Below are 24,972 nucleotides of genomic sequence, written 5' to 3' on the forward strand. Positions count from 1 at the left end.
TAGGCGGCCCTCTCACCCATTAGGCATTCCCGGGTTCCGGCGGGACCACCGCCACCGGGCTCGCCGCGTGCAGCAGTACCGCCTGTGTCACCGAGCCCATCATGCGGGCAGGCGCCAGCAGCCGGCGCCGGTGGCGGCCGACGACGACCAGCTCGGCGTCCTGGGAGGCCCCGACGAGATACCCGGCCGCGTCACCCGGGGCCACTTGGAGGTCGACCCGCACCTCGACATGGCGCTGGCGGTGCGGGGCGAGGAAGCCCTCGGCCAGCGTGCGGGCCTCTCTCTCGACGGCGTCCTGGTCGATCATCACGGGCACGAGCTCGCCCGGCATCGCCCACGACTGGAGCGGCCACTGGTAGGCGGTGACGACCTGGAGGCGGGCGCCCCGCAGGGCGGTCTCGGTGAAGGCGAAGGCGAGCGTGGTCTCGTCGGGGCTGTCGGCCTGGAGGCCGACGACCACGCGCGGTCCCGCTCCGGCAGGCGTCCGCGAGTCCTCCCCCACTGCCCCAAAGGCGTGGGAGGTGCCCCCATCACGACCCGGCCGCGGCACCACGACCACCGGGCACTCCGCGTCGCGTGCGGCGGCCATGCCGTTGGAGCCGAGCAACAGGCTCGCGAAACCGCCCCGCCCCCGCGAACCGAGCACCAGCAGCTGCGCGGTCGAGCCCAGTTCGGGCAGCAGCGCGGGCGGTGCGCCCTCCAGCGCGAGGTATTCGGTCGTAGGCGGGTCGGCGATCTGCGCCACCCGGGTGCGCGCCTCGTCCAGCACCGAGTCCCGGTCCGGCTCCGGCGGAGCTGCGGTCAGGACGTCGGGCCGGGCCCACGCGGCGTACTGCCGGACATGGACCACCCGCAACGGTGCCCGGCGCCTGCGGGCGGCGTCGAGGGCCCAGTCCAGGGCGCGCAGGCTGTCGTCCGAACCGTCGACCGCCGCGATGACCGGCAGAGTGCTCATGGGTTCCTCACCTCCGGGGTACGACCTGTCCCCCGGCAGCCAGCGTCGCTCAGACGCCGGCCCCGGCGGGCTGCTCAAGGTCGCGTGTCCGGAAAAACAGGTGGAACACCGCCGGATCGGCCCGTCACCTCATGTGAGGTCGAACTCCCCTTCCCGCGCGCCCGACACGAACGCGCCCCACTCGGCAGGCGTGAAGATCAGGGAAGGGCTCTCCGGGCGGCCGCTGTTGCGCATCGCGATGAAACCCTCGACAAAGGCGATCTGGACATCCCCCAGGCCACGGCTGCTGGAGTGCCAGTCGGCGCTGGTGAGGTCCAGCTCGGGCTTGTCCCAGCCCATGAGCGGCTGTTGCTGGATGGTGGTCTCGGCCACGTCCGTGCTCCTCCCGATTGCGTCGTCCGCGGTCAGCCTAGCGATCGACTCCGAGTGCCGACAGGCCACGTGAGGGGGACCTTTCGGTGACCTTCCGGGAGGCAATTCACGCATCAGGGGGTTCGGACCCCACCAGCCACATCGAGAAGAACTGCGATCCGCCGCCGTAAGCGTGTCCCAGCGCCCTGCGGGCGCCTTCCACCTGGTGCTCCCCGGCCTGCCCGCGCACCTGCAGAGCCGCCTCCGCGAAGCGGATCATTCCGGAGGCGCCGATGGGATTGGTGGACAGGACGCCGCCCGACATGTTGACGGGCAGATCGCCGTCCAGCTCCGTCACTCCCGCCTCGGTGAGCTTCCAGCCCTCGCCCTCGTCGGCGAAGCCGAGGTTCTCCAGCCACATGGGCTCGTACCAGGAGAACGGCACGTACATCTCCACGGCGTCGATGTCCCGGCGCGGATCGGCGATGCCCGCCTGCCGGTACACATCGGCCGCGCAGTCCTTTCCGGCCTGTGGCGAGACCGCGTCCTTGCCCGCGAAGAGGGTCGGCTCGCTGCGCATGGCGCCGCCGAGCATCCACGCGGGCGGGCGCGGGGCGCGGGCCGCCCCCGCCCGGTCGGAGAGCACCATCGCGCAGGCGCCGTCGGAGGACGGGCAGGTCTCGGAGTAGCGGATCGGGTCCCAGAGCATGGGCGAGGCCTGGACCTTCTCCAGGGTGATGTCGTGCTCGTGGAGATGCGCGTACGGGTTCTTCAGCGCGTTGCGCCGGTCCTTGTACGCCACCAGCGAGCCGACCGTGTCAGGCGCACCGCTGCGCCGCATGTACGCGCGTACGTGCGGGGCGAAGAAGCCGCCCGCCCCGGCCAGCAGGGGCTGCTGGAAGGGGATCGGCAGGGACAGGCCCCACATGGCGTTGGACTCGGACTGCTTCTCGAAGGCCAGCGTCAGGACGGTGCCGTGCACGCGGGCCGCGACGAGCCCCGCGGCGACCAGTGCCGTCGAACCGCCCACCGAGCCCGCCGTGTGCACCCGCAGCATCGGCTTGCCCACCGCGCCGAGCGCGTCCGCGAGATACAGCTCCGGCATCATGACGCCCTCGAAGAAGTCGGGCGCCTTGCCGATGACGACGGCGTCGATGTCGGCCCAGTCCAACTCGGCGTCGTCCAGGGCCCGTCGCGCCGCCTCCCGTACGAGCCCGGCGATCGACACGTCCCGCCGGGCGGCGACATGCTTGGTCTGACCGATGCCTATGACGGCCACGGGCTCCTTGCTCATCGCGGATCCCCTTCCAGTACGGCGACCAGGTTCTGTTGCAGACAGGGGCCGGAGGTGGCGTGTGCGAGGGCCCGGTCGGACTCCCCGCGATGGATGCGGGCGGCGGCCTCGCCGATGCGGATCAGTCCGGCGGCCATCATCGGGTTGGCGGCGAGCGCCCCGCCGGACGGGTTGACCCGGACGTCGGCGTCCAGCCTCAGTGCCTTGCGCAGCACGATCTCCTGGGAGCTGAACGGCGCGTGCAACTCGGCGGTTTCGACGGGCCGTTCGAAGGCGCCCGCCTTCTCGGCGGCGAGGCGGGTGGAGGGCGAGTCGGTCAGGTCGCGGACGCCGAGGGAGTGTGCCTCGATGCGGTGGTCGATGCCGCGGATCCAGGCGGGGCGCGTGCACAGGTCGCGGGCCCGCTCCCCGGCGGCGAGCACCACCGCGGCCGCTCCGTCGCCGATCGGCGGGCAGTCGCCGGTGCGCAACGGCCGTACGACGTACTCCCCTTGCGGGACGTCTCCCTTGAGCTGGGCGCGCGGGTTGTCGACGGCACGGCTGCGGGCGCCGATCGCGGCCAGCGCCGGTTCGTCGGTGGCGCCCGCGTCGATGAGTGCCTGCGCCTGGAGGGCGGCGAGGGCGACCGAGTCGGGCCACAGGGGGGCCACGTAGTACGGGTCGAGCTGGCGGGTCAGCACGTCGCGCAGCGACCCGGGTGAGGACTTGCCGTAGGAGTAGACGAGCGCGGTGTCCGCGTCCCCGGTGAGCAGTTTGGTCCAGGCCTCGTACAGCGCCCACGCGCCGTCCATCTCGACGTGCGACTCCGAGATCGGCGGCCAGGCGCCGACGCCGTCGAGGGCGAGGGTGAAGGAGAAGGCGCGGCCGGCGAGGTAGTCGCTGGAGCCGGAGCAGGTGAAGTCGATGTCCGCGGTCTTCAGGCCGGTCCGGTCCAGGACGTCGTGCAGGACCGGCATGAGCATCTCCACCTCGGACTGTTCCTCGGTGGTGCGCAGGACGTCGGACTGTGCGAAGGCGACGACGGCGATGTCCCTGGTCACAGCAGCTCCTTGTACGTCTCGTAGTCCGCGTCGGGTTCTCCGGTGGGCCGGTAGTGGTCGGGGAAGCGGCCCCCTTCCGTCCACACCGGTTCGACGCGCAGGCCCATCCGGACCTGGTCGTACGGGATGCCGCCGATGCGTCCGTGCAGCGCGAGCCCGGCTCCGTCGAGGGCGATGTGGCCGTAGACGTAGGGCACTTCGATGTCGAGGTTCTTCGCCTTGATGTTGACGATGCAGAACGTGGTGACCGTGCCGCCCGGTCCCACCTCCACCTGTTCCGAGGTGGCGACGCCGCAGGTGGGGCACGCGCCCCTGGGCGGCACGTACACCTTGCGGCAGGACGGGCAGCGTTCGCCGACGTTGCGTCGTTCGGAGAGGGCGTTGATGTAGGCGCTCTGGGCGCGTCCGGGTGAGTAGGTGTAGTCGAGGCGGGCGGCCGCGACGATGCCGGTGACCGGGTCCTCGAAGGCGCCGCTGTGGCCGCCCGGTTCGGCCGGGTCACCGTCGTACGGCTCGAAGCAGGCGATGTCGGTGATCGCGCCGACGCGGTCCTCGGCCCAGCGGACGCGGACGCGCAGGCCGGTGTGCACGGCGTCGGGGCCGGGCGCGTCGAGGGCGTGGAGGAGGGCGGTGTCGGCGCCGTCGAGGCGGACCAGGACCCAGGCGAAGGGCGAGGAGAGGGGCTGGCCGCGGCGGGGTTCGTGGTTCCAGGCCCAGGTGGTGACCGTGCCGGTGGGGGCGACCTCGACGAGGTCGCGGATCTCCTCGGCGGTGACGGGGTCGTACTCGACGGGGGGTACGAGGGTGCGGCCGTCGCCGGTCTTCACACCGAGCACGACGCGGTCGCGCAGGCCGGAGAGGAACGCGCTCTGGACGGGGCCGAGGGAGCGGGTGAAGGGGAATTCGACGACGAGGGGCGCTTTGAGGACTGCGGGCATCGGGGTTGCCTCCTTCGGAGCGGGGTGGGCGGCTCGCACCCGGGAGGGGCGCGAGGAACGGCGCGGCCGGCCACTGACGGCCCGCGGTGTCCGGACCGCCGCAACCGGCCGGGCGCTACGCTCGCTTGTAGGTGGGCGGTCGTTTCTCCGCGAAGGCGCGGGCCCCTTCCTTGGCGTCGGCGGTGTCGAAGACGGGCCAGCCGCGCCCCAGTTCGGCGGCGAGGCCGTCGGTCTCGGTCATCTCGGCGGTCTCGTACACCGAGGCCTTGACGGCCTCGACCGCCAACGGGCCGCAGGCGTTGACCTGTTCGGCGATCTCCAGCGCCTTGGTCAGTGCCGTGCCGTCGGGGACCACGTGTCCGATCAGGCCGATGTCCAGGGCCTCGCGGGCGCTGTACGGGCGGCCGGTGAGCAGCATCTCCAGGGCGTGGGTGCGCGGGATCTGGCGCTGGAGGCGGACCGTGGAGCCGCCGATCGGGAACAGGCCCCGCCTGACCTCGAACAGGCCGAAGGTCGCCGACTCGCCCGCGACCCTGATGTCGGTGCCCTGGAGCATCTCGGTGCCGCCCGCCACGCAGTGGCCCTCGACGGCGGCGATCACCGGCTTGCGGGGGCGATGGTGGCGCAGCATCGCCTTCCAGTGCAGGTCGGGGTCGGCCTTGAGCCGGTCCCGGTACTGCTCTCCCTCCATGCCCTTGCCGGCCAGGGCCTTGAGGTCCATGCCGGCGCAGAACGAGCCGCCCGCGCCGGTGAACACGATCGAGCGGACCGAGTCGTCGGCGTCGGCCTCGACCCAGCCGTCGTACAGGCCGACGAGCATCGCCAGCGAGAGCGCGTTCTTGGCCTCCGGCCTGTTGAGTGTGAGCACCAGTGTGGCGCCTTCGCGCTGCACAGTGAGGTGTTCCGTGCCACCCATCGCCCATCTCCCCTCTGAAAGAACGAGAACAGGTTGCAGGAGCGGCCCGGGCTCTTCAAGAGTTTTCTGACAGTCAGTCAGATTTCTTCGCGCGGAGCCTTCACAGTTGGGGCGCCCTTTGCTCTGATGACCGGCAACCGGTGCGGAGCGAGGTCAGGAGGAGCGGTGGAGTACAACCTTGCCGACCTGTTCGAGTCGGTCGTCGACGTGGTCCCGGACCGCGAGGCGCTGGTGTACATCGACGTCCCCGGCACGGGCGCGGAGCGCCGGCTGACGTACGCGGAGCTGGACACGGCGGCCAACCGCATCGGTCACCATCTGATCGACAGCGGGATACGGCCGGGTGAGCACGTCGGACTGCACATGTACAACGGCATCGAGTACCTCCAGGTCGCGCTCGGCTGCCTGAAGGCCCGGGCCGTGCCGGTGAACGTCAACTACCGCTACGTCGAGGAAGAGTTGGTCTATCTCTACCGGGACGCCGATCTGGTGGGCCTGGTCTTCGACGCGGAGCTCACCGACCGGGTGGCCGCCGCGCTGCCGCTGACCGAGAAGCTGCGCCACCTGGTGCGCGTGGGCGACGCCGTGCCCGGCGTGGACGCCGTGGCCTTCACGGACGCGGAGGCCGCCGGGTCCCCCGGGCGCGGGTTCCCGCAGCGCTCCGGCGACGACCAGTTCATCATCTACACCGGCGGCACCACCGGGATGCCCAAGGGTGTGATGTGGCGCCAGGAGGACCTGTTCTTCTCGGGGATGGGCGGCGGGGCGCCGACCGGCGAGCCGGTGAAGAAGCCCGAGGAGCTCGCCGAGCGGGTCGCGGCCGGCGGCTCGGGGATCACCTTCTTCCCCACTCCCCCGCTGATGCACGGCACCTCCACGCTCACCGCCTTCATCGGCTTCAACTTCGGCCAACGGGTCGTACTGCACCGCAAGTTCTCGCCCGAGGACGTGCTGCGGACGATCGAGCGGGAGAAGGTCACCAGCATGTCCCTGGTCGGGGACGCGATGCTGCGGCCGCTGATCGACGCCCTCAAAGGCCCCATGAAGGGCACGGACACCTCGTCGATGTTCAGCGTGTCCTCGTCGGGGGCGATCATGTCGGACACCGTGCGCCGGCAGTTCCTGGAGCTCGTCCCGAACGTGATGCTGCTCAACAACTTCGGCTCCTCGGAGTCCGGCTTCAACGGCACGGCCACCGACGACGCCGGCCCCGAGCGCGGCTTCCGGGTGCGGGTCAACTCCCGTACGCAGGTCGTCGATCCGGCCACGCACGAGCCGGTCGCCGTGGGCGAGGTGGGCCGCGTCGCGCAGTGCGGCCATGTGCCGCTGGGCTACTACAACGACCCGCGCAAAACCGCGGAGACCTTCTTCGAGAAGGACGGTGAGCGCTGGGTGCTGCTCGGCGACATGGCGACCGTGGACGAGGACGGCGTCGTCATCGTCCTCGGCCGGGGCTCCCAGTGCATCAACACCGGCGGCGAGAAGGTGTACCCCGAAGAGGTGGAGCAGGCGCTCAAGTCCCACCCCGACGTGTACGACGCGCTGGTGGCCGGGGTGCCGGACACCACGTGGGGCCACCACGTGGCAGCCGTCGTACAGCTGCGCGACGGCGCGCCCCGGCCGTCCCTCGACGACATCCGGACGCACTGCCGCGGCCGGCTCGCCGGGTACAAGATCCCGCGTCAGCTGGTGATCGAGGACTCCATCCAGCGGTCCCCCAGCGGGAAGGCCGACTACCGGTGGGCGCGGGAGGTGGCGGTGCGGGCGGACGGGTGATTCCCCGGCCCCCTTCCTCGGCTTTTACTCGGTTTTTCCTCGGTTTTCGTCCCGTGGCATTGAACCGAAGGTGACGTGCGGACGTACTGGTGGTGGCAGGCTCGGCCACAGGGCCCTGTTGGCATGCCATCGCAAGACCGTACGGAAGGACCGCCGGGTGTCGCTCTTCACACCTCGCTCTCGTCAGCTGCCGGAAGCCACCGAGGGCGGTGCGGAGACGGACGACCAGGAGACGGGGCAGCGGACGGTCGAGGAGGTCGGGGAGAAGCCCGGCTGGTTCGGCTGGCGGACCCGCTTCCCCCGTACCGCGCGCGGCGTGACCATCGGCACGACCGTCCTGGCAGCCGCCCTGGTGCTCGGCGCGCTGCTCATGCCCAACCGTCTCGACCGGATGAACGCCCAGGCGTTCCTGCGCCTGCCCGTGGAGGCGATCCTCCTCGCGGGCCTGCTCCTCGCGCTGCCGAGGCGGGCACGGCGCATCACGGCCGTCGTCTCGGGCGTGCTCATCGGGCTGTTCACCATCATCAAGTTCCTCGACATGGGCTTCCGCCAGACCCTGGCCCGCCCCTTCGACCTGGTCTTCGACTGGATCCTGCTGGACGACGCGACCGATTTCGTCCGGGAGTCGTTCGGCCGCTCGGGGCAGGTGCTCGCGGTGACCGGCGCGATCGTGCTGGCCGTCGCCGTCCTCGCCCTGTGCACGCTCGCCGTGGTGCGGCTGACGAACCTCCTGGTCCGGCACCGTCCCGTCGCGCTGCGCAGCACGCTCGTCCTCGGCATCGTGTGGATCGTCTGCTTCACGCTGGGCGTGCAGTTCGGCGGGGTCCCCTTCGCCACCAAGGGCAACACGCAGTTCGTCGCCAACCGGGTGCAGCAGGTCCGCGACGGCATCTTCGACGCCCAGGAGTTCGAGAAGAAGGCCACCGTCGACGCCTTCGCCAAGACCCCGCCCGACCAGCTGCTGACCGGGCTGCGCGGCAAGGACGTCCTGTTCACCTTCATCGAGAGCTACGGCCGGGTCGCCATCGACGACCCGGCGATGGCCCCGCAGATCGACGCGGCCCTCCAGCAGGGCAACAGCAGGCTCAAGGCCGCCGGTTTCGCCTCGCGCAGCGGCTGGCTCCGCTCGCCCGTGACGGGCGCGGGCAGCTGGCTCGCCCATTCGACGTTCCTGTCCGGCCTGTGGGTCAAGAACCAGCAGCGCTACCGGAGCCTGACCGGTGGCGACCGCGCGACCCTGACCAGCTACTTCCAGAAGACCGGCGCCTGGCGCACGGTCGGTATCGTGCCGGGGGTGCGCAAGGCCTGGCCCGAGGGCAAGTACTTCGGCCTCGACCACATCTACGACTCCACGCACCTCGGCTACAACGGCCCCTACTTCAGCTGGACGCCGGTGCCCGACCAGTTCAGCCTGGAGGCCTTCGAGCGCCTGGAGCACGGCAAGGAGAACCGCGACCCGATCATGGCGGAGATCATCCTGGCCTCCAGCCACAACCCCTGGTCCCCCATCGCCCGCATGGTCGACTGGGACCAGCTCGGTGACGGCTCGGTCTTCGAGCAGATCAAGAAGGAGGGCACGGACCCCAAGGAGGTCTGGAAGAGCTCCAAGTCCGTGCGCACGGAGTATCGCAAGGCGATCGAGTACTCGCTGCAGAGCCTGACCGAGTGGGTCGAGCGCTACGGCGACGACGACACGGTCCTCGTCTTCCTCGGCGACCACCAGCCCGTCCCGACGGTCACCGGGGGCGACACCAACAAGGACGTGCCCATCACCATCGTCGCCCGCGACCCGAAGGTCCTCGACCGGATCGCCGACTGGGGCTGGACGGACGGACTCAAGCCCGCGGGGAACGCGCCGGTGTGGGGCATGGACACGTTCCGCGACCGGTTCATGACGGCGTACGCGAAGTAAGGTCCCGTCCGGCGAGGAAGGGTTCCACGACCGCCAGGAACTCCTCGGGCCGCGTCTCGTGCACGAGGTGCCCCGCGTCGACCGTCACCAGCCGCGCGTCGGGAAGTCGCTCGGCGACAGCGGCGACCTGCTCCTGAGGGATGGAACTGTTCGGCCCACCGCCCACCACCAGCGTGGGCATGGTGATCCGCCCCATGTGGTCCCACCACACAGGATCGGGGGCGTTGCGCCGGCCGTCGGTCGCCCGGATCATCGCCCAGTCGAACGGCAGATCGCCGTCGGGGCGCTCGGCGGGCGGCCGGGGCGGGTCGAGCGGGAGGGGCGCGGGTACGTCCTCCAGGACCAGGCGGCGTACGAGACCGGGCGTCTGCTGGGCGAGGAGGCAGGCGATGAGGCCGCCCAGGGAGTGGGCGATCAGGTCGGTGCGAGCGACACCGAGAGCGGTCAGGAACTCCCGGATGTCGTCGCGCATCTCCTCGAGCCCATAGGTGCCGGGCCAGTCACTGCGTCCGTGACCGCGCAGGTCGGGGGCGTACAGCCGGCGCGGATGCGGTCCTGCGGCGAGCCGCTCGGCGATCGGGGTCCAGTCCGCGCCGTCGGCGCCCCGGGAGTGCAGCAGGAGGACGGGCGGCGCGTCCGCGGGACCCCAGGTGCGGTACGCGAGGGTGATGCCGTTGGCCTTGAGGGTCTCCATGCCGGGCAACGTATCCGAGGCGCGGCGGACGACGCTTCTACTCTGCCGAGGGCAGAGGCGCCCCGAGGAACGTGGCGATCCGTCGTACGAACCACTCCGGGTCGTCCAGCCACGGATAGTGCCCGGCACCGGGCTGCACCACGAGCGCGGCGTGCGGGAACACGTCCGCGGCACGGCGGACGAGCTCGGGCCGGGGGGCGTTGTCGACCTCCCCCGCGAGCAGGAGCACCGGACGATCCAGCCGCCCGAGCGCCTCCCGGGTCGCGGGCGGGTCATAGGCGCCGGCCGATCCGTACACGTCTCCCGCCTCGTCGTTGAACTCCTCGTCCGCGCGCGCGTCGTGGGCCGCGGCCGCCTCGTCCCAGCGGCCGTAGAAGAAGGGCGCGAACACGGGGTCGTAGCCGCCCGTCCCGTCGAGCCAGGCCGCGAACGCGGGGAACGCCTCCTCGTACCACGGCTCGTCCTTGCGCAGTGGAGCCGCGGCCAGCCGGTCCTCGTCCGTCACCGGCATGCCCAGCGCCCACGGAATGGCCGTGACCAGCGCCAGCCGCCGTACCCGTGTCGGATACCGGGCGGCGTACAGCATGGCGAGGCTGCCGCCGGCCGAGTGCGCGAGCAGATCCATCTCCGCCAGCCCCAGGTGGACTCGCAGCGCCTCCACGTCGTCCACGAGCCGGTCGCAGCGGTAGGTCGCCGGATCAGCGGGGGTCGCGGAGGCTCCGGTGCCCCGCAGGTCGAGCAGGACGAGTCGCCGGTGCGCGCCGAGGCCGCCCAGGTCCCCGAGGTAGCCGGAGGCGCGCATGGGCCCGCCGGGCAGGACGACGAGGGGCGGCCCCTCACCTGTCAGGTGGTAGGCGAGTTCGGTCCCGTCGTACGAGGTGAAGGTCGGCATGGCGCTGATCCTCACGGTCCCGCGTCCCCGTCGCAACGGAGTTCCTTCCCGGAGCCCGGTCGACGCGGGACCGGCGCGTCGAGAAAGTGCGGGCCGACCCCTTGCTTGATCGCCGGTGGCCTGGATTACTGATCCTCAGCATCTCGACCGAATGATCGGTCGCCCGTATTGCCGTGGTTGGTGAAGGAGACGTTCCGGTGGCGGACGCGACGGAGCTGTGGGACGCGGGGGAACGGCTCGACGAGCAAGGGCTGAAGGCACTCCAGTTGGAGCGGCTGCGGACGTCTCTGCGGCACGCGTACGACCATGTGCCGTTCTACCGGGAGTCCTTCGACAAGGCGGGTGTCGGTCCCGACGACTGCCGGTCCCTCGCCGATCTCGCCCGCTTCCCCTTCACCACCAAGGCGGACCTGCGCGAGAACTACCCGTACGGGACGTTCGCCGTACCGCGGGACCGCGTCCGCCGTATCCACGCGTCGAGCGGCACCACCGGACGCCCGACGGTCGTCGGCTACACGGACGGCGACCTCTCCCTGTGGTCCGACATGGTGGCCCGCTCGCTGCGGGCGGCGGGCGCCCGGCCGGGCGACATCGTCCATGTCGCCTACGGCTACGGCCTGTTCACCGGCGGCCTCGGCGCCCACTACGGCGCCGAACGGCTCGGCTGTACGGTCGTCCCCGCGTCAGGCGGCATGACGGCCCGTCAAGTCCAGCTGATCCAGGACCTGAAGCCCGGCATCATCATGGTGACCCCGTCGTACATGCTGACGATCCTGGACGAGTTCGAGCGCCGGGGCATCGACCCGCGCGGCACCTCCCTCCGCGTCGGCGTCTTCGGTGCCGAGCCCTGGACGGAGCGGATGCGCCGGGAGATCGAGGAGCGGTTCGCGATCGACGCGGTCGACATATACGGGCTGTCCGAGGTGATCGGTCCGGGAGTGGCGCAGGAGTGCGTGGAGACCAAGGACGGGCTGCACATCTGGGAGGACCACTTCTTCCCGGAGGTCGTCGACCCGTTCACCGGTGAGGTGCTGCCGGACGGCGAGAAGGGCGAACTGGTCTTCACCTCGCTCACCAAGGAGGCGATGCCCGTCATCCGGTACCGGACCCGGGACCTGACGCGGCTGCTGCCGGGCACGGCACGCGTGTTCCGCCGGATGGAGAAGGTCACCGGCCGCAGCGACGACATGGTGATCCTGCGCGGCGTGAACCTCTTCCCCACCCAGATCGAGGAGATCGTCCTGCGGACGCCCGGTGTGGCGCCGCACTTCCAGCTCCGCCTCACCCGCGAAGGCCGCCTCGACGCCCTCACCGTACGTGCCGAGGCCCGCCCCGGCGCGACCCCCGAGGCGCGGGAAGCGGCCGCGTCGGCGATCACCGCCGCCGTGAAGGACGGCATCGGCGTCTCCGTCACCGTCGAGATCGTCGAACCCGAGTCGCTGGAACGGTCGGTGGGCAAGATCCGCCGGATCGTGGACCTGCGCCCCCGCTAGACGACAGGGCCTAGGCGAACCGGTCCCTGAGCTCCCGCTTGAGGATCTTCCCGCTCGCGTTCCGGGGCAGCTCGTCCACGAACAGCACCCGCTTCGGCGCCTTGAAGTGGGCGAGCTTCTCGCGTGCGTGGGCGATGAGTTCGGCCTCCTCGACCTCTTCCCCCGCGCGGGGGACGACGACGGCTGTCACGGCCTCGATCCAGCGCTCGTCCGGCAGACCGATGACCGCCACCTCGGCGACGGCGTCGTGGGTGTAGAGCGCGTCCTCGACCTGGCGTGAGGCGACCAGTACGCCCCCGGAGTTGATGACGTCCTTCACACGGTCGACGATGGTGAAGTAGCCGTGGGCGTCGCGGACCGCGAGGTCGCCGGAGTGGAACCAGCCGTCGCGGAAGGCGTCGGCGGTCTCCTCGGGCTTGTCCCAGTAGCCCTCGCACAACTGCGGTGAGCGGTAGACGATCTCGCCCGGCGTGCCGTCGGGGACCTCCTTGCCGTCCTCGTCGACCACGCGGGCGTCGACGAAGAGCACCGGGCGGCCGCACGAGTCCATCCGGCCCTTGTGCTCGTCCGGAGCCAGGACCGTGGCCAGCGGGCCGATCTCGCTCTGCCCGAAACAGTTGTAGAAGGCGAGCTTCGGGAGCCGTTCGCGCAGCCGCTCCAGGACGGGCACCGGCATGATCGAGGCGCCGTAGTAGGCCTTGCGCAGTCCGCCGAGATCGCGGGTGGTGAAGTCGGGGCGGTTAGACAGGCCGATCCACACCGTCGGCGGCGCGAAGAGGCTGTCCGCGCGGCCCTCCTCGATCAGGTCGAGGATCCGGTCGCCGTCGGGCGCGTCGAGGATGATGTTGGTCGCCCCGGCCGCCAGGTACGGCAGCAGGAACACATGCATCTGCGCCGAGTGGTAGAGCGGGAGGGCGTGCACGGGACGGTCGCCCGCGCTCAGGTCCAGTGCCGTGATGGCGCTCAGGTACTCGTGCACCAGGGCGCGGTGCGTCATCATCGCGCCCTTCGGGAGCGCCGTCGTGCCCGAGGTGTAGAGCAGCTGGACCAGGTCCTCGCCGCGCGGTTCGGGCCCGTCGTACACGGGCGCCGACTCCAGCCGGGCCGGCAGCGCGTCGTCCGCGTCACGCAAGGGCAGGGTGCGTACGCCGTCCGGGAGGCGGTCCGCAAGGTCCGGGTCCGCGAGGACCAGTGCGCTGCCCGACTGGCGGACGATGTACGCCAGATCCTCGCCGGTCAGGTGCTGGTTCACGGGGACGTGCACCAGGCCCGCGCGGGCGCAGGCGAGGAAGGCGATGAGGTAGGCGTCGGAGTTGCGGCCGAACGCGCCGACCCGGTCGCCCGGCGACAGGCCTTCGGCGAGCAGGACGCTCGCCGCGCGCGAGACGGCCTCGTCGAGTTCCTCGTAGGTCCATGAGCGGTCGCCGTACTCCACGGCGACCCGTGCCGGGGTGCGCCGGGCGCTGCGCCGCAGCACTCCGTCAACCGTGCTGCCGTGTCCAGGCGTCATGACACATGATCCTCGGTCCCGCACCGCGGGAGGTCAAGCACGGGTCCAGGACACATACCCGTTGGTACGCTCAACCGCCCCTTCCCTCAATGACGTTGGGAGGCACGATGCGCACCCGCCTCAGACGCATACTCGTCGCGGCAGTCGCCCTGCTCACCGCCACGGCCGCGCTGCCGGCAGCCGCGGCCGAAGGCCACAACCGTCAGCAACACCCCTCGCACGGCGGCCTGTCCGCCACGATCCGCTACACCGAGTACGGCATCCCGCACATCCTCGCGAAGAACTACACGGACCTCGGCTTCGGCACCGGCTGGGCACAGGCCGCCGACCAGGTGTGCACGCTCGCCGACGGCTTCGTGACCGTGCGCGGGGAACGCTCCCGGTTCTTCGGGCCCGACGCGGCGCCCGACTTCTCGCTCTCCTCGGCCGCCAGGAACCTCTCCAGCGACCTCTACTTCCAGGGTGTCCGGGAGGCGCGCACGGTCGAGAAGCTGCTCGCCGAACCGGCGCCGCGGGGGCCGAGCCGCCGGGCGAAGGACCTGATGCGGGGCTTCGCGGCCGGCTACAACACGTGGCTCGAGCAGAACCGCGTCACCGACCCCGCCTGCAAGGGCGCCGCCTGGGTCCGCCCGGTGACGGCCCTCGACGTGGCCGCGCGCGGCTTCGCGCTCGCCGTACTCGGCGGGCAGGGGCGCGGCGTGGACGGCATCACCGCCGCCCAGCCGCCCACGACCACCTCCACTGCGGCACCCGACGCCCAGGACACCGCCCGGGCGGCCCGGGAACTGCTGGCCGCCGACACCGCCGACATGGGCTCCAACGCCGTCGCCTTCAGCGGCACGACCACCGCGAACGGCCGCGGGCTGCTGCTCGGCAACCCCCACTACCCCTGGCAGGGCGGCCGCCGCTTCTGGCAGTCGCAGCAGACGATCCCCGGCGAACTCAACGTCTCCGGCGGCTCCCTGCTCGGCTCCGCGACGGTCTCCATCGGTCACAACGCGAAGGTGGCGTGGAGCCACACCGTCGCGACCGGCGTCCCCCTCAACCTCCATCAGCTGACGCTGGATCCGGCCGACCCCACGGCGTACCTCGTGGACGGCAAGCCGGAGAAGATGACCCAGCGCACGGTGACCGTCCGGGTCAAGGACGGCGCCCCGGTGACACGGACGCAGTGGTGGACCCGGTACGGGCCCGTGGTCACCTCGTTCGGCGCCTCGCTGCCCCTGCCCTGGTCCAGCACGACGGCGTACGCCCTCAACGACCCCAACTCCGCCAACCTGCGCGCCTCCGACACCGCCCTCGGCTTCAGCAAGGCCCGCTCCACGGCGGAGGTGCTCGGCTCGCTCCGGCGCACACAGGGCCTGCCGTGGGTGAACACGGTCGCCGCCGACTCGGGCGGCCACACCCTGTTCACCCAGTCCCAGGTGCTCCCCCGCATCACCGACGAGCTGGCCCAGCGCTGCTCCACGCCCCTGGGCAAGGTCACCTATCCCTCCGCCGGGCTGGCGATCCTCGACGGCTCGCGTGGCGACTGCGCGCCCGGCTCCGATCCCGACGCCGTGCAGCCGGGTGTCTTCGGTCCGGCGAAGATGCCGACCCTCACGGACGCCGCGTACGCGGAGAACTCCAACGACAGCGCCTGGCTCGCCAACGCCGACCGGCCGCTGACCGGGTACGAGCGGGTCTTCGGCACCATCGGCACACAGCGCTCGCTGCGGACCCGGGGCGCGATCGAGGACGTGTCGGCGATGGCACAGCGCGGTCGGCTGACCGTGCGGGATCTGCAGGCGCAGCAGTTCGCCAACCGGGTGCCCGCGGGCGACCTGGCCGCGGCCGACGCGGCGAAGGCGTGCGCGGCGCTGCCGGGAGGCACGGCAACGGGCAGTGACGGCAGAGCCGTTGATGTCGGCGAGGCCTGTGGGGTGCTCGCCGCATGGGACCGTACGGTGAACACCGACAGCCGGGGCGCCCTGCTCTTCGACCGGCTGTGGCGGAAGATCCCCGCGGCCCAGCTGTGGAAGGTGCCGTTCTCGGCCGCCGACCCGGTGCACACACCGAACACCCTCAACACGGCGTCGCCAGCCTTCGCCACGGCCCTCGCGGACGCGGTCTCCGAGTTGCGGGCGGCGGGTATCGCGCTGAACTCCCCGCTCGGACAGCACCAGTTCGTCGTACGCAACGGTCAGCGCATCGCGGTCTCGGGCGGCACCGAGTCCCTGGGCATCTGGAACAAGGTCGAGCCGGTGTGGGACCCGGCTCAGGGGGGCTACACGGAGGTCACCACCGGCTCCAGCTACATCCAGGCGGTCGGCTGGGACGGCAGCCGCTGCCCGGTGGCCCGCACCCTCCTGTCGTACTCCCAGTCCTCGAACCCGAACTCGCCCCACTACAGCGACCAGACCCGGCTGTACTCCCAGGAGAAGTGGGTGACGTCCCGCTTCTGCGAGAAGGACATCCTGACGTCGCCCGGACTGAAGGTGGTCCATGTGCGCGAACGCTGAGTCCCACGCCGTCAGGGCGTAGCCGGACCCGGTGTCGTCCAGCTCTCCGGTGAGAGCCGGACGACACCGTCGGGTTCGGGGAGCCCCTGCTGCAGGGGTTCACACCTGGCGGACGCGGCCCTCCCAGTACGGGTCCCGCAGCCGTCGCTTGTACAGCTTGCCGTTGGGGTCGCGGGGCATCTCGGTGATGAAGTCGACCGTCTTCGGACACTTGTAGCCGGCGAGCCGGCCCGCGCAGTGGGCGAGGACGTCGGCGGCCAGGTCCGGTCCGGGTTCGTGGCCCGGGGCCGGTTCCACGACCGCCTTGACCTCCTCGCCCCAGTCGTCGTGCGGGATGCCGAAGGCGGCGGCGTCGGCGACCGCGGGGTGCTGGAGCAGGACGGACTCGATCTCGGCGGGATAGATGTTGACCCCGCCCGAGATGATCATGTCGATCTTGCGGTCGCGGAGGAAGAGATAGCCGTCCTCGTCCAGGAGGCCGAGATCACCGACGGTGAAGAAGTCGCCTATGCGGTTCTTCTTCGTCTTCGTCTCGTCCTTGTGGTACGAGAACCCGCCGGTGTTCATCTTCAGGTACACGGTGCCCAGTTCACCGGGCGGCAGCCGGTTGCCGTCGTCGTCGAAGATCGCCAACTCGCTGATGGGCCAGGCCTTTCCGACCGTGCCCGGCTTCTTCAGCCAGTCCTCCGCGGTGGCGAAGGCGCCGCCGCCCTCGCTGGCCGCGTAGTACTCCTCCACACAGGGCCCCCACCAGTCGAGCATCGCCCGCTTCACATGGTCGGGGCAGGGCGCGGCGCCGTGGATGGCGTGCCGCATGGCGGAGACGTCGTAGCGCGCCCTGATGTCCTGCGGCAGCGCCAGCAGGCGGTGGAACTGGGTCGGGACCATGTGCGTGTGGGTGCATCGCTCCTGGTCGATCAGCCGGAGCATCTCCTCGGGCGTCCACTTGTCCATCAGCACCAGACGGTGGCCGATGTGCAGGGACGCGCTCGCGAACTGGAGCACCGCCGTGTGGTAGAGCGGCGAGCAGACGAGGTGCACGTTGTCGTCGTAGGGCCTGATGCCGAAGATGCCGAGGAAGCCGCCGAGGTAGGCCTCCTCGGGGAGCTTGCCGGGCAGCGGGCGACGGATGCCGCGGGGGCGTCCTGTGGTGCCCGACGTGTAGTTCATGACCCAGCCGAGGGTGCGGTCCTCGGGCGCCGACTCCGGCTGCCCTTCGAGGAGTTCGGCGTACGGGCGGAAGCCCTCGACCTCGCCGATCGCATACCGGTGGGTGGCGGGCAGGCCGGCCTCGTCGGCGGCCTGGCGGGCGGGGCCGGCGAAGCGCTCGTGGGCGAGGAAGACCTTGGCGCCGGAGTCGGCGACGATCCAGGCGATCTCCGGGCCCACGAAGTGGTGGTTGATCGGGACGAGGTAGAACCCGGCCTGGGTGGCGGCGAGATGGGCGGTGAAGAAGTCGACGCCGTTGGGCAGGACGACCGCGAAGGCGTCCCCGCGCTCCATGCCGGCGGCGCGCAGACCGTGGACGAGGCGGTTGGCGGCGGCGTGCAGCCGGCCGGCGGTCCATTTCTCGCCGTCGGGGGCGACGAGGACGGTGCGGTCGGGGTCGGCGGTGGCCTGGGCCCAGAAGCCGGGCGGGGGTGTGCTCGTCACTGGCCGCTCCTTCCGGCGATGCGGTTGACGTGGTCGACGGCCTGCTCGAAGCCGCGGGTGAGGTCGTCGAAGACGGCCTGGACACTGCGTTCGCTGTTCATCCGGCCGACGATCTGTCCGACGGGGGTGCCGAGCAGGGGCTCGACCTCGTATTTCTGGATGCGTGTGAGGGCATCGGCGACGAGCAGGCCCTGGAGGGGCATGGGCAGGGTGCCGGGGCCGTTCGGGTCGTCCCAGGCGTCCGTCCACTCGGTCCGCAGCTGGCGTGCGGGTTTCCCGGTCAGGGCGCGCGAGCGGACCGTGTCGCCGGAGCCCGCCTCCAGCAGCTTCCGCGTCACCGCGGGCGAGGACATCTCGGCCTCGGTGCAGGTGAGCCACAACGAGCCCAGCCACACACCCTGGGCGCCGAGCGCCAGCGCGGCCGCCACCTGCCGTCCGCTGCCGATGCCGCCCGCGGCCAGTACCGGCAGCGGGTCGACGGCGTCGACGACCTCGGGGGTCAGCACCATCGAGGCGATCTCGCCGGTGTGTCCGCCCGCCTCGTAGCCCTGCGCGACGACGATGTCGATGCCGCCTTCCTTGTGCTTGACGGCGTGCCGGGCGCTGCCCGCGAGCGCGGCGACGAGCACGCCCCGGTCATGTGCGCGGTCCACGACATCCGCGGGCGGCGAGCCGAGGGCGTTGGCGAGCAGCTTGATCGGATAGTCGAAGGCGACGTCGAGCTGGTTGCGGGCGACCTGCTCCATCCACCCGGTGATCCGCCAGCCGGACACGTCCCCCTCGGCCAGTTCGGGCACGCCGTACTTGGCGAGGGTGTCCTTGACGTACTGCCGGTGTCCCTCGGGGATCATGGCCTCGACCTCGGCCTCGGTCACCCCCTCGACCTTCTTGGCGGGCATGACGACGTCCAGCCCGTACGGCCTGCCCTCGACATGGGCCTCGATCCAGTCGAGGTCGCGTTTGAGGTCGTCGGGGGCGGTGTAGCGGACCGCGCCGAGCACGCCGAAGCCGCCGGCCCGGCTGATGGCCGCAGCGACGGCGGGGAACGGCGTGAAGCCGAAGATGGCGTGCTCGACTCCCAGTTTCTTGCTCAGCTCCGTCTGCATGGGCGCAGGATGCCGCAGTCCTCCGGAGGACGGAAGGGGTTTTCTGATGCTCCGTCAGATTCAGTCGCCGGGTTAGAGTTCCACGATGACTGATGAGGTGTCCACCGGACTGACCCGCCGTCACATCACCCGAAGAGCCCTTGCCTTGGGGGGCGCGCTGGCCATCGCCCCCTTCCCCGCCGGGCCCGCGGCCGCGTCCACCAGCCGCGGCACACTGCGCCACGGCACCCCGGCGCAGGCCGGCCTCCTCGCCGCCCACCTGCGCCAACTGGTCACCGACGCCGAGACGTTCCTCGCTCCCTCCCCCAAGCACCCCTGGTACGCGGGCGCCGTGCTGCTCGCCGGACGCGGCGACACCGTGGCGCTGCACCGGCCGATCGGCATGGCCGTGCGCTACTCGGCGTACGACGAGAAGACCGACACCGGCGTCGAGTTCCCGCCCGAGGACCGCATCCCCATGGCCGAGGACACCGTCTTCGACCTGGCCTCGGTGTCCAAGCTGTTCACCTCCATCCTCGCGGTGCAGCAGATCGAGCGGGGCGCGCTGGAGCTGGAGGGCAGGGTCGCCGCGTACCTCCCGGAGTTCGCCGGCGCGGGCAAGCAGGGCATCACGATCCGTCAGCTCCTCACGCACACCTCGGGGTTCCGCGCCTGGATCCCGCTCTACAACGCACCGACGTACGAGGAGAAGCTCCAGCTCATCTGGAACGAGGCACCGCTCAACCCGCCGGGCACGAAGTACCTCTACTCCGACCTCAACCTGATCTCCCTCCAACTGGTCCTGGAGAAGATCACCGGCCGCGCCCTGGACACACTCCTCCACGACGAGATCACCGCCCCGCTCGGCATGCGCCGCACCCGCTTCAACCCGCCCGCCTCCTGGAAACCGGGGATCGCGGCGACAGAAGACGCACGCAAGCCCTGGTCCGGCCTCGACCGAGGACTGGTGTGGGGTGAGGTGCACGACGAGAACGCGTTCAGCCTGGGCGGAGTCGCGGGCCACGCGGGCGTCTTCTCCTGCGCCTGGGACCTGGCGGTCCTCGGCAGGACGCTGCTCAACGGGGGCTCCTACGGCCGGGCCCGCATCCTGCGTCGCGAGTCCGTGGAGCTGATGTTCACCGACTTCAACACCGCGTTCCCGGGGGACGAACACGGGCTCGGCTTCGAGCTCTACCAGCACTGGTACATGGGCGCGATGGCGACACCGCGCACGGCCGGGCACACGGGCTTCACCGGCACGTCGCTGGTCCTGGACCCGACGACGGACTCGTTCCTGATCGTGCTGGGCAACTCGGTGCACCCGGTGCGGAGTTGGCGCTCCGGCTCCGCTCCCCGGGTGGCCGCCGCGAACCACCTGGCGCGCGCCGTTCCAGTACGCCCGCGGTACGGCCGCGACGCCTGGTTCTCCGGCATGGCGAGCGCCACGACGGCCACGCTCACCTTGCCGGCGCTCGACACGTCGTCCGGCGGCGCACGGCTGCGGTGCGCACTGTGGTGGGACACCGAACCCCAGGCGGACGCCCTCGCGTTGGAGGCGACGACGGACGACGGGGCGACCTGGCAGCCGGTCCCGTTCACGACCACACGGCCCGCCGAGACGCACCCGACGGGCACGGTCACCGGCTGGTCGGGCCGTGTGTGGCACCGGCTCACGGCGGATCTGCCGGCGCACCCTCGACTGGCCCTGCGCTGGCGGTACACGACCGACCGCTCGTACGTCGGCCGTGGAGCGTACGTCAACGGACTGCGCGTGGGCGCCGCCGACGGCCTCCTCTTCGACGAGACGCGCTCGAGCGACGCCGAACGGATCACCGCCGTGGGATGGGTTCCGGCCGCCGACTGAAGGCATCCGTCAGTAATCGGGGTGCTTACGCCCGCGAGCAGCACGCGCTCCGGCCGGGTGAGCCGGCCGGCTATCCCCACCTCGGCCCTGAGCGGAGCCACCCGGCCGATATGGCTACACCGCTCGGCGGGACGCCACCGTCAGCACCCCGCCCAGGGCCTGTCCGGCGGATCAGGCCGGCTGCAAGCAACGGCCTAGCCCCCGTCCGTCCCCTCCAGCACCACCATCGCCGCATTGTGCCCCGGCACCCCGCTGACCCCGCCGCCACGAACCGCACCCGCCCCGCACAGCAGCACGTTCCCATGTCGCGTCTCCACGCCCCATCGCCCGGCCCCCTCCTGGGCGTACGGCCAGGACAGGTCCCGGTGGAAGATGTTCCCCCGGGGCAGTCGCAGATCCCGTTCCAGATCGAGGGGCGTCTTCGCCTCGATGCAGGGCCGCCCCTCCGCGTCGACGGCCAGACAGTCGGCCAGCGGCTCGGCGAGCTGGGCGTCGAGCTGGGCGAGCGTCGACTTCACCAGCTCCTCGCGGACACCGTCGTTGTCCGCCTCGAAGAGCCGCGCAGGTGTGTGCAGGCCGAACAGCGTCAGCGTCTGGTAGCCCTGCTCCACCAGCTCCGGGCCGAGGATCGTCGGATCCGTGAGCGAGTGGCAGTAGATCTCGGACGGCGGGGCCGCGGGCAGTTCACCGGCCGCTGCCTGGGCGTGGGCAGCGGCGAGCTGTTCGTACCCCTCCGCGATGTGGAAGGTGCCGGAGAACGCCGCGCGCGGATCGACGGCGCTGTCCCGCAGCCGGGGCAGCCGCTTGAGCAGCATGTTCACCTTGAGCTGCGCGCCCTCCGCGGGGGCGGGCGGCTCATCGCCGGTCAGGTCCGCCAGTGCCTGCGGGGAGGCGTTCACCAGGACGTGCCGGGCGGCCACCGTCCCCTCCCCCTCGGCCGTCCGAAACGCGACCTCCGCCATACGACCGTCCGTGGCGATCCGCACCGCCTCGTGCCCGGTGGCGATGACGGCACCCGCGTCGCGCGCGGCGCCGGCCAGCGCGTCGGTGAGGGCGCCCATGCCACCGACGGGAACATCCCAGTCACCGGTGCCGCCGCCGATCACGTGGTAGAGGAAGCAGCGGTTCTGCTTCAGCGAGGGGTCGTGGGCGTCGGCGAAGGTGCCGATCAGGGCATCCGTGAGGACGACACCCCGGACCAGGTCATCGGCGAAACGGTCCTCCACCGTCACACCGATCGGCTCCTCGAACAGCGCCCGCCAGGCCTCCTCGTCGTCCACCCGGCGCCGCAGCTCGTCCCGCGTGGGCAGCGGTTCGGTGAGGGTCGGGAAGACCCGTTCGGCGACGCGGCCGGTCGTGGCGTAGAAGCGCTGCCAGGCCTCGTACTCCTGCTTCCCGCCCGTCAGGCGCTCGAAGGCCTCGCGGGTGCGTCGCTCGCCGCCGCCCACCAGGAGGCCGGTGGGCTGTCCGTCGCGTTCGACGGGGGTGTACGAGGAGATGGTGCGCTTGCGGACCCGGAAGGTCAGGCCGAGATCTCGGACGATCTTCTTCGGGAGCAGGCTGACCAGGTACGAGTAGCGCGACAGCCGTGCGTCGACGCCGGTGAAGGGCCGGCTGGAGATCGCGGCGCCGCCGGTGCGGTCGAGGCGTTCCAGGACCAGGACGGAGCGTCCGGCCCGGGCCAGGTAGGCGGCGGCGACGAGGCCGTTGTGACCGCCGCCGACGATCACGGCGTCGTACGTGTGTCCCTCGAGTGCAGGCATGTCTCTTCGTAACACGCGATGATCACCGGCGGCCAGGGGTGTACGGCGGTACGGCGGCGGGGTCAGGGTCCCTGGGACGCCCGCTGCTGTCGCAGCACCGCCACCCTCCGGTACAGCTCCACGGCCTCGGCGCCACGGCCGAGCTGTTCCAGGCAGTGGGCCTCGTCGTTGCGGCTGGCGAGGGTGTCGGGGTGGTCGGCGCCGAGGACGCGTTCGCGGGCGGCGGCGACTCTGCGGTACTCGGTGAGGGCGTCGGCCCAGCGGCCCAGCCAGCCCAGACCCACGGCGACCTCGCGGCGGCTGACCAGGGTGTCGGGGTGCTCCGGGCCCAGGACGCGCTCGCGGATGGCGCACACGTCGCGGGACTCGGCGAGGGCCTCCTCCCAGCGGCCGAGGCGGCCGAGGTTGACGCCGAGGCCGTGGCGGGCGCGGAGGGTCTCGGGGTGGGCGGGGCCGTGGACGCGGGTGCGGTCGTCGATCAGGTCACGGTAGAGCTGGAGCGCCTCCGTGCTGCGGCCGAGGCGGCCGAGGCTGATGCCGACCTCGTAGCGGGCTGCGAGGGTGTCGGGGTGGTCGGGGCCGAGCGCCTGGGCGCGGGCCTCGGCGACCTCGTGGTAGGTCTGCAGGGCTTCCGGCCAGCGCCCCAACTGGCCCAGCGCGTAAGCGACTTCGTAGCGGGTCACCAGAGTGTCGGGGTGAGTGGGGCCCAGCACGCGGGCGCGGGCCGCCGCGACGTCGCAGGCCATGCGGTAGGAGTCCTCCAGGCGGCCGAGCCGGCTGAGGTTGAAGGCGAGGTTGTGGCGGCAGCGCAGGGCGTCGGGGTGGTCGGCGCCCATCGTGCGCTCACGGGCGGCGAGGACGGACGTGTAGACCTGGTGGGCGTCGAAGTGGCGGCCCAACTGGCCCAGCACATAGGCCATTTCCTGGCGGGCGGCGAGGGTGTCGGGGTGGTCCGGGCCGAGGGAGAGACTGCGGCTGCGCGCGACGTGCTTGTACTCGCGCAGGGCGTCGGCGGCGCGGCCGGTGCGGCTGAGGGTGAAGGCGACCTCGTAGCGGCTGGCGAGGGTGTCCGGGTGGTCGGGGCCGAGCAGGTGCTCACGCTCGGCGGCCACCGCGCGGTGCACCTCGCCGGCCTCCGCCCAGCGGCCCAGCCGGCCCAGGCTGAGCCCCGCGTTGTGGCGCCCGGTCAGGGCGGTGAGGGCCTCCGGGGGCGGGGCGGCCGGGTCGTCGGGGCCGGATTCCCCGACCTGCCGTCCGGTGGCGGGCCGGGCGATCCACTCGCCGGTGAGCCCCGCCCCGGCGTCCGGTGGCGTGGCGGCGAGGCCGGCGCCGGTGGCCTTGTGGCCGGTGGTCATGCCACGGGTCCAGGACGGCAGCACGGCCGCGCGGGCGGCGGGTTCGGGCCTGAGCGTCGGCTGGGGTGTCACCACGGTGGGCACGTACGTCGGGGTCGTACGCCCCAGGCCGATGCGGCGCCCCACCTCGCGGGCGTCGTGCGGGCGTTGCTCGGGCAGCTTGGCCAGCAGGTCCAGGATGATCTTCTCGAGGTACGCCGGGACCTCCGCGCGGTGGCTGCGCGGCGGGCGGGGCGGGGTGTCGCGGTGGCCGACGAGGATCGCCCAGGCGTCGTCGAGGTCGAACGGCGGTACCCCGGTGGCGATCTCGTACAGCACGCACCCCAGCGAGTACAGGTCGCTGCGCTGGTCGACCTCGGAGCCGCCGATCTGCTCGGGCGACATGTAGTGCGGGGTGCCCATGGCGATGCCGGTGCCGGTGAGACGGGAGGTGAAGCCGATGTCGTGCCCGAGGCGGGCGATGCCGAAGTCGCAGATCTTCACCGTGCCGTCGGTGAGCCGCATGATGTTCGCGGGCTTCAGGTCGCGGTGCACGATGCCCTGTTGGTGGGTGTAGGCGAGGGCCGCCGCCACCTGGTCGGCGATCTCCACGACGTCCGCGACGGGCAGCGGGTGATGCTTGTTGTCCTCCAGGAGCTGGCTGAGGTTGCGGCCCTCCAGCAACTCCATGACGAGGTAGAGGATCCCGTCGGACTCCCCGAAGTCATGGACGACGGTGACCCCGCGGTGCTGGAGGGCGGCGGCCACCCGGGCCTCCCGGCGGAACCGCTCGCGCAGCACCCGGGTGAAGGACTGGTCTTGGGACGGACCCAGCGGCTTGAGGCACTTCACGGCGACACGACGGCCCAGCGACTCGTCGCGCGCGCGCCACACCTCGCCCATGCCGCCGCGCCCGATCAGGTCGAGCAGCCGGTAGCGGCCCTGGATCAGCTTGCTGTCCCCCATCTGCTGCGATCGCCCCCGATGGTCTCGCCCCGCCC

At 71.6% G+C, this 24,972-nt stretch carries 18 protein-coding genes; 5 read left to right on the top strand and 13 right to left on the bottom strand.

The features are described 5' to 3' along the window. Positions 1–19: 19 nt before the first annotated feature. The 6 genes from OG381_RS07000 to OG381_RS07025 form a co-directional block, all read right to left on the bottom strand. Complete coding sequence (locus tag OG381_RS07000) at positions 20–955, bottom strand: universal stress protein (RefSeq protein WP_327715234.1); 936 nt, start codon at positions 953–955, stop codon at positions 20–22. 129 nt (positions 956–1,084) lie between these two features. After that, a complete protein-coding gene (locus OG381_RS07005) occupies positions 1,085–1,327 on the bottom strand; it encodes a DUF397 domain-containing protein (RefSeq protein WP_307034554.1) in 243 nt (80 codons plus the stop codon). A gap of 106 nt (positions 1,328–1,433) precedes the next feature. Next, positions 1,434–2,600 (bottom strand): thiolase domain-containing protein, encoded by a 1,167-nt coding sequence (locus OG381_RS07010; protein ID WP_307034552.1) that lies wholly within the window; start codon positions 2,598–2,600, stop codon positions 1,434–1,436. Next, positions 2,597–3,640 (bottom strand): thiolase domain-containing protein, encoded by a 1,044-nt coding sequence (locus tag OG381_RS07015; protein ID WP_327715235.1) that lies wholly within the window; start codon positions 3,638–3,640, stop codon positions 2,597–2,599. Before OG381_RS07015 ends, OG381_RS07010 begins: the two co-directional genes overlap by 4 nt. Next, positions 3,637–4,578, bottom strand: coding sequence for a Zn-ribbon domain-containing OB-fold protein (locus tag OG381_RS07020; RefSeq protein WP_327715236.1), 942 nt, complete (start codon positions 4,576–4,578; stop codon positions 3,637–3,639). The genes OG381_RS07015 and OG381_RS07020 overlap by 4 nt, the downstream gene beginning before the upstream one ends. Positions 4,579–4,693: 115 nt before the next feature. Beyond that, on the bottom strand, positions 4,694–5,494 hold the full coding sequence (locus OG381_RS07025; RefSeq protein WP_327715237.1) for a crotonase/enoyl-CoA hydratase family protein: 801 nt from the start codon (positions 5,492–5,494) through the stop codon (positions 4,694–4,696). Between the two features lie 165 nt (positions 5,495–5,659). On the opposite strand from OG381_RS07025, the gene OG381_RS07030 reads away from it, so the two are divergent. Next, complete coding sequence (locus tag OG381_RS07030) at positions 5,660–7,270, top strand: acyl-CoA synthetase (protein ID WP_327715238.1); 1,611 nt, start codon at positions 5,660–5,662, stop codon at positions 7,268–7,270. 157 nt (positions 7,271–7,427) lie between these two features. Further along, positions 7,428–9,182, top strand: coding sequence for a sulfatase (locus tag OG381_RS07035; protein ID WP_327715239.1), 1,755 nt, complete (start codon positions 7,428–7,430; stop codon positions 9,180–9,182). Here the strand turns inward: OG381_RS07035 and OG381_RS07040 are convergent. Both OG381_RS07040 and OG381_RS07045 read right to left on the bottom strand, forming a co-directional pair. Further along, positions 9,160–9,876 (bottom strand): alpha/beta fold hydrolase, encoded by a 717-nt coding sequence (locus OG381_RS07040; RefSeq protein ID WP_327715240.1) that lies wholly within the window; start codon positions 9,874–9,876, stop codon positions 9,160–9,162. The genes OG381_RS07035 and OG381_RS07040 overlap by 23 nt on opposite strands. Positions 9,877–9,913: 37 nt before the next feature. Beyond that, positions 9,914–10,768 (bottom strand): alpha/beta fold hydrolase, encoded by an 855-nt coding sequence (locus tag OG381_RS07045; protein WP_327715241.1) that lies wholly within the window; start codon positions 10,766–10,768, stop codon positions 9,914–9,916. A 197-nt stretch (positions 10,769–10,965) separates the two neighbouring features. Here OG381_RS07045 and paaK point away from each other — a divergent pair, with 197 nt between their 5' ends. Beyond that, the gene (gene paaK, locus OG381_RS07050) at positions 10,966–12,261 is read left to right on the top strand and encodes a phenylacetate--CoA ligase PaaK (RefSeq protein WP_327715242.1); all 1,296 of its coding nucleotides are present in this window, start codon (positions 10,966–10,968) and stop codon (positions 12,259–12,261) included. 10 nt (positions 12,262–12,271) lie between these two features. Here the strand turns inward: paaK and OG381_RS07055 are convergent, their stop codons facing one another. Then, on the bottom strand, positions 12,272–13,771 hold the full coding sequence (locus tag OG381_RS07055) for an acyl-CoA synthetase (protein ID WP_327715243.1): 1,500 nt from the start codon (positions 13,769–13,771) through the stop codon (positions 12,272–12,274). Positions 13,772–13,878: 107 nt separating this feature from the next. On the opposite strand from OG381_RS07055, the gene OG381_RS07060 reads away from it, so the two are divergent. Continuing rightward, positions 13,879–16,272, top strand: coding sequence for a penicillin acylase family protein (locus OG381_RS07060; protein ID WP_327715244.1), 2,394 nt, complete (start codon positions 13,879–13,881; stop codon positions 16,270–16,272). 99 nt (positions 16,273–16,371) lie between these two features. On the opposite strand, the gene OG381_RS07065 is transcribed toward OG381_RS07060, so the two are convergent. Both OG381_RS07065 and OG381_RS07070 read right to left on the bottom strand, forming a co-directional pair. Next, a complete protein-coding gene (locus OG381_RS07065) occupies positions 16,372–17,925 on the bottom strand; it encodes an acyl-CoA synthetase (RefSeq protein ID WP_327715245.1) in 1,554 nt (517 codons plus the stop codon). Beyond that, positions 17,922–19,031 carry an NAD(P)H-dependent flavin oxidoreductase gene (locus tag OG381_RS07070; protein WP_327715246.1) on the bottom strand — a complete coding sequence of 370 codons (1,110 nt, stop codon included), beginning with the start codon at positions 19,029–19,031 and terminating at the stop codon, positions 17,922–17,924. Before OG381_RS07070 ends, OG381_RS07065 begins: the two co-directional genes overlap by 4 nt. An 85-nt stretch (positions 19,032–19,116) precedes the next feature. Between OG381_RS07070 and OG381_RS07075 the strand changes: the two genes are divergently transcribed. Next, the gene (locus OG381_RS07075) at positions 19,117–20,874 is read left to right on the top strand and encodes a serine hydrolase (RefSeq protein WP_327715247.1); all 1,758 of its coding nucleotides are present in this window, start codon (positions 19,117–19,119) and stop codon (positions 20,872–20,874) included. Positions 20,875–21,068: 194 nt separating this feature from the next. On the opposite strand, the gene OG381_RS07080 is transcribed toward OG381_RS07075, so the two are convergent. Both OG381_RS07080 and OG381_RS07085 read right to left on the bottom strand, forming a co-directional pair. Then, a complete protein-coding gene (locus OG381_RS07080) occupies positions 21,069–22,637 on the bottom strand; it encodes a phytoene desaturase family protein (protein ID WP_327715248.1) in 1,569 nt (522 codons plus the stop codon). A 62-nt stretch (positions 22,638–22,699) separates the two neighbouring features. Continuing rightward, positions 22,700–24,937 (bottom strand): serine/threonine-protein kinase, encoded by a 2,238-nt coding sequence (locus OG381_RS07085; RefSeq protein ID WP_327715249.1) that lies wholly within the window; start codon positions 24,935–24,937, stop codon positions 22,700–22,702. Positions 24,938–24,972 lie beyond the last annotated feature (35 nt).

The sequence above is a fragment of the Streptomyces sp. NBC_00490 genome (genome assembly GCF_036013645.1).
Taxonomy (GTDB): domain Bacteria; phylum Actinomycetota; class Actinomycetes; order Streptomycetales; family Streptomycetaceae; genus Streptomyces; species Streptomyces canus_F.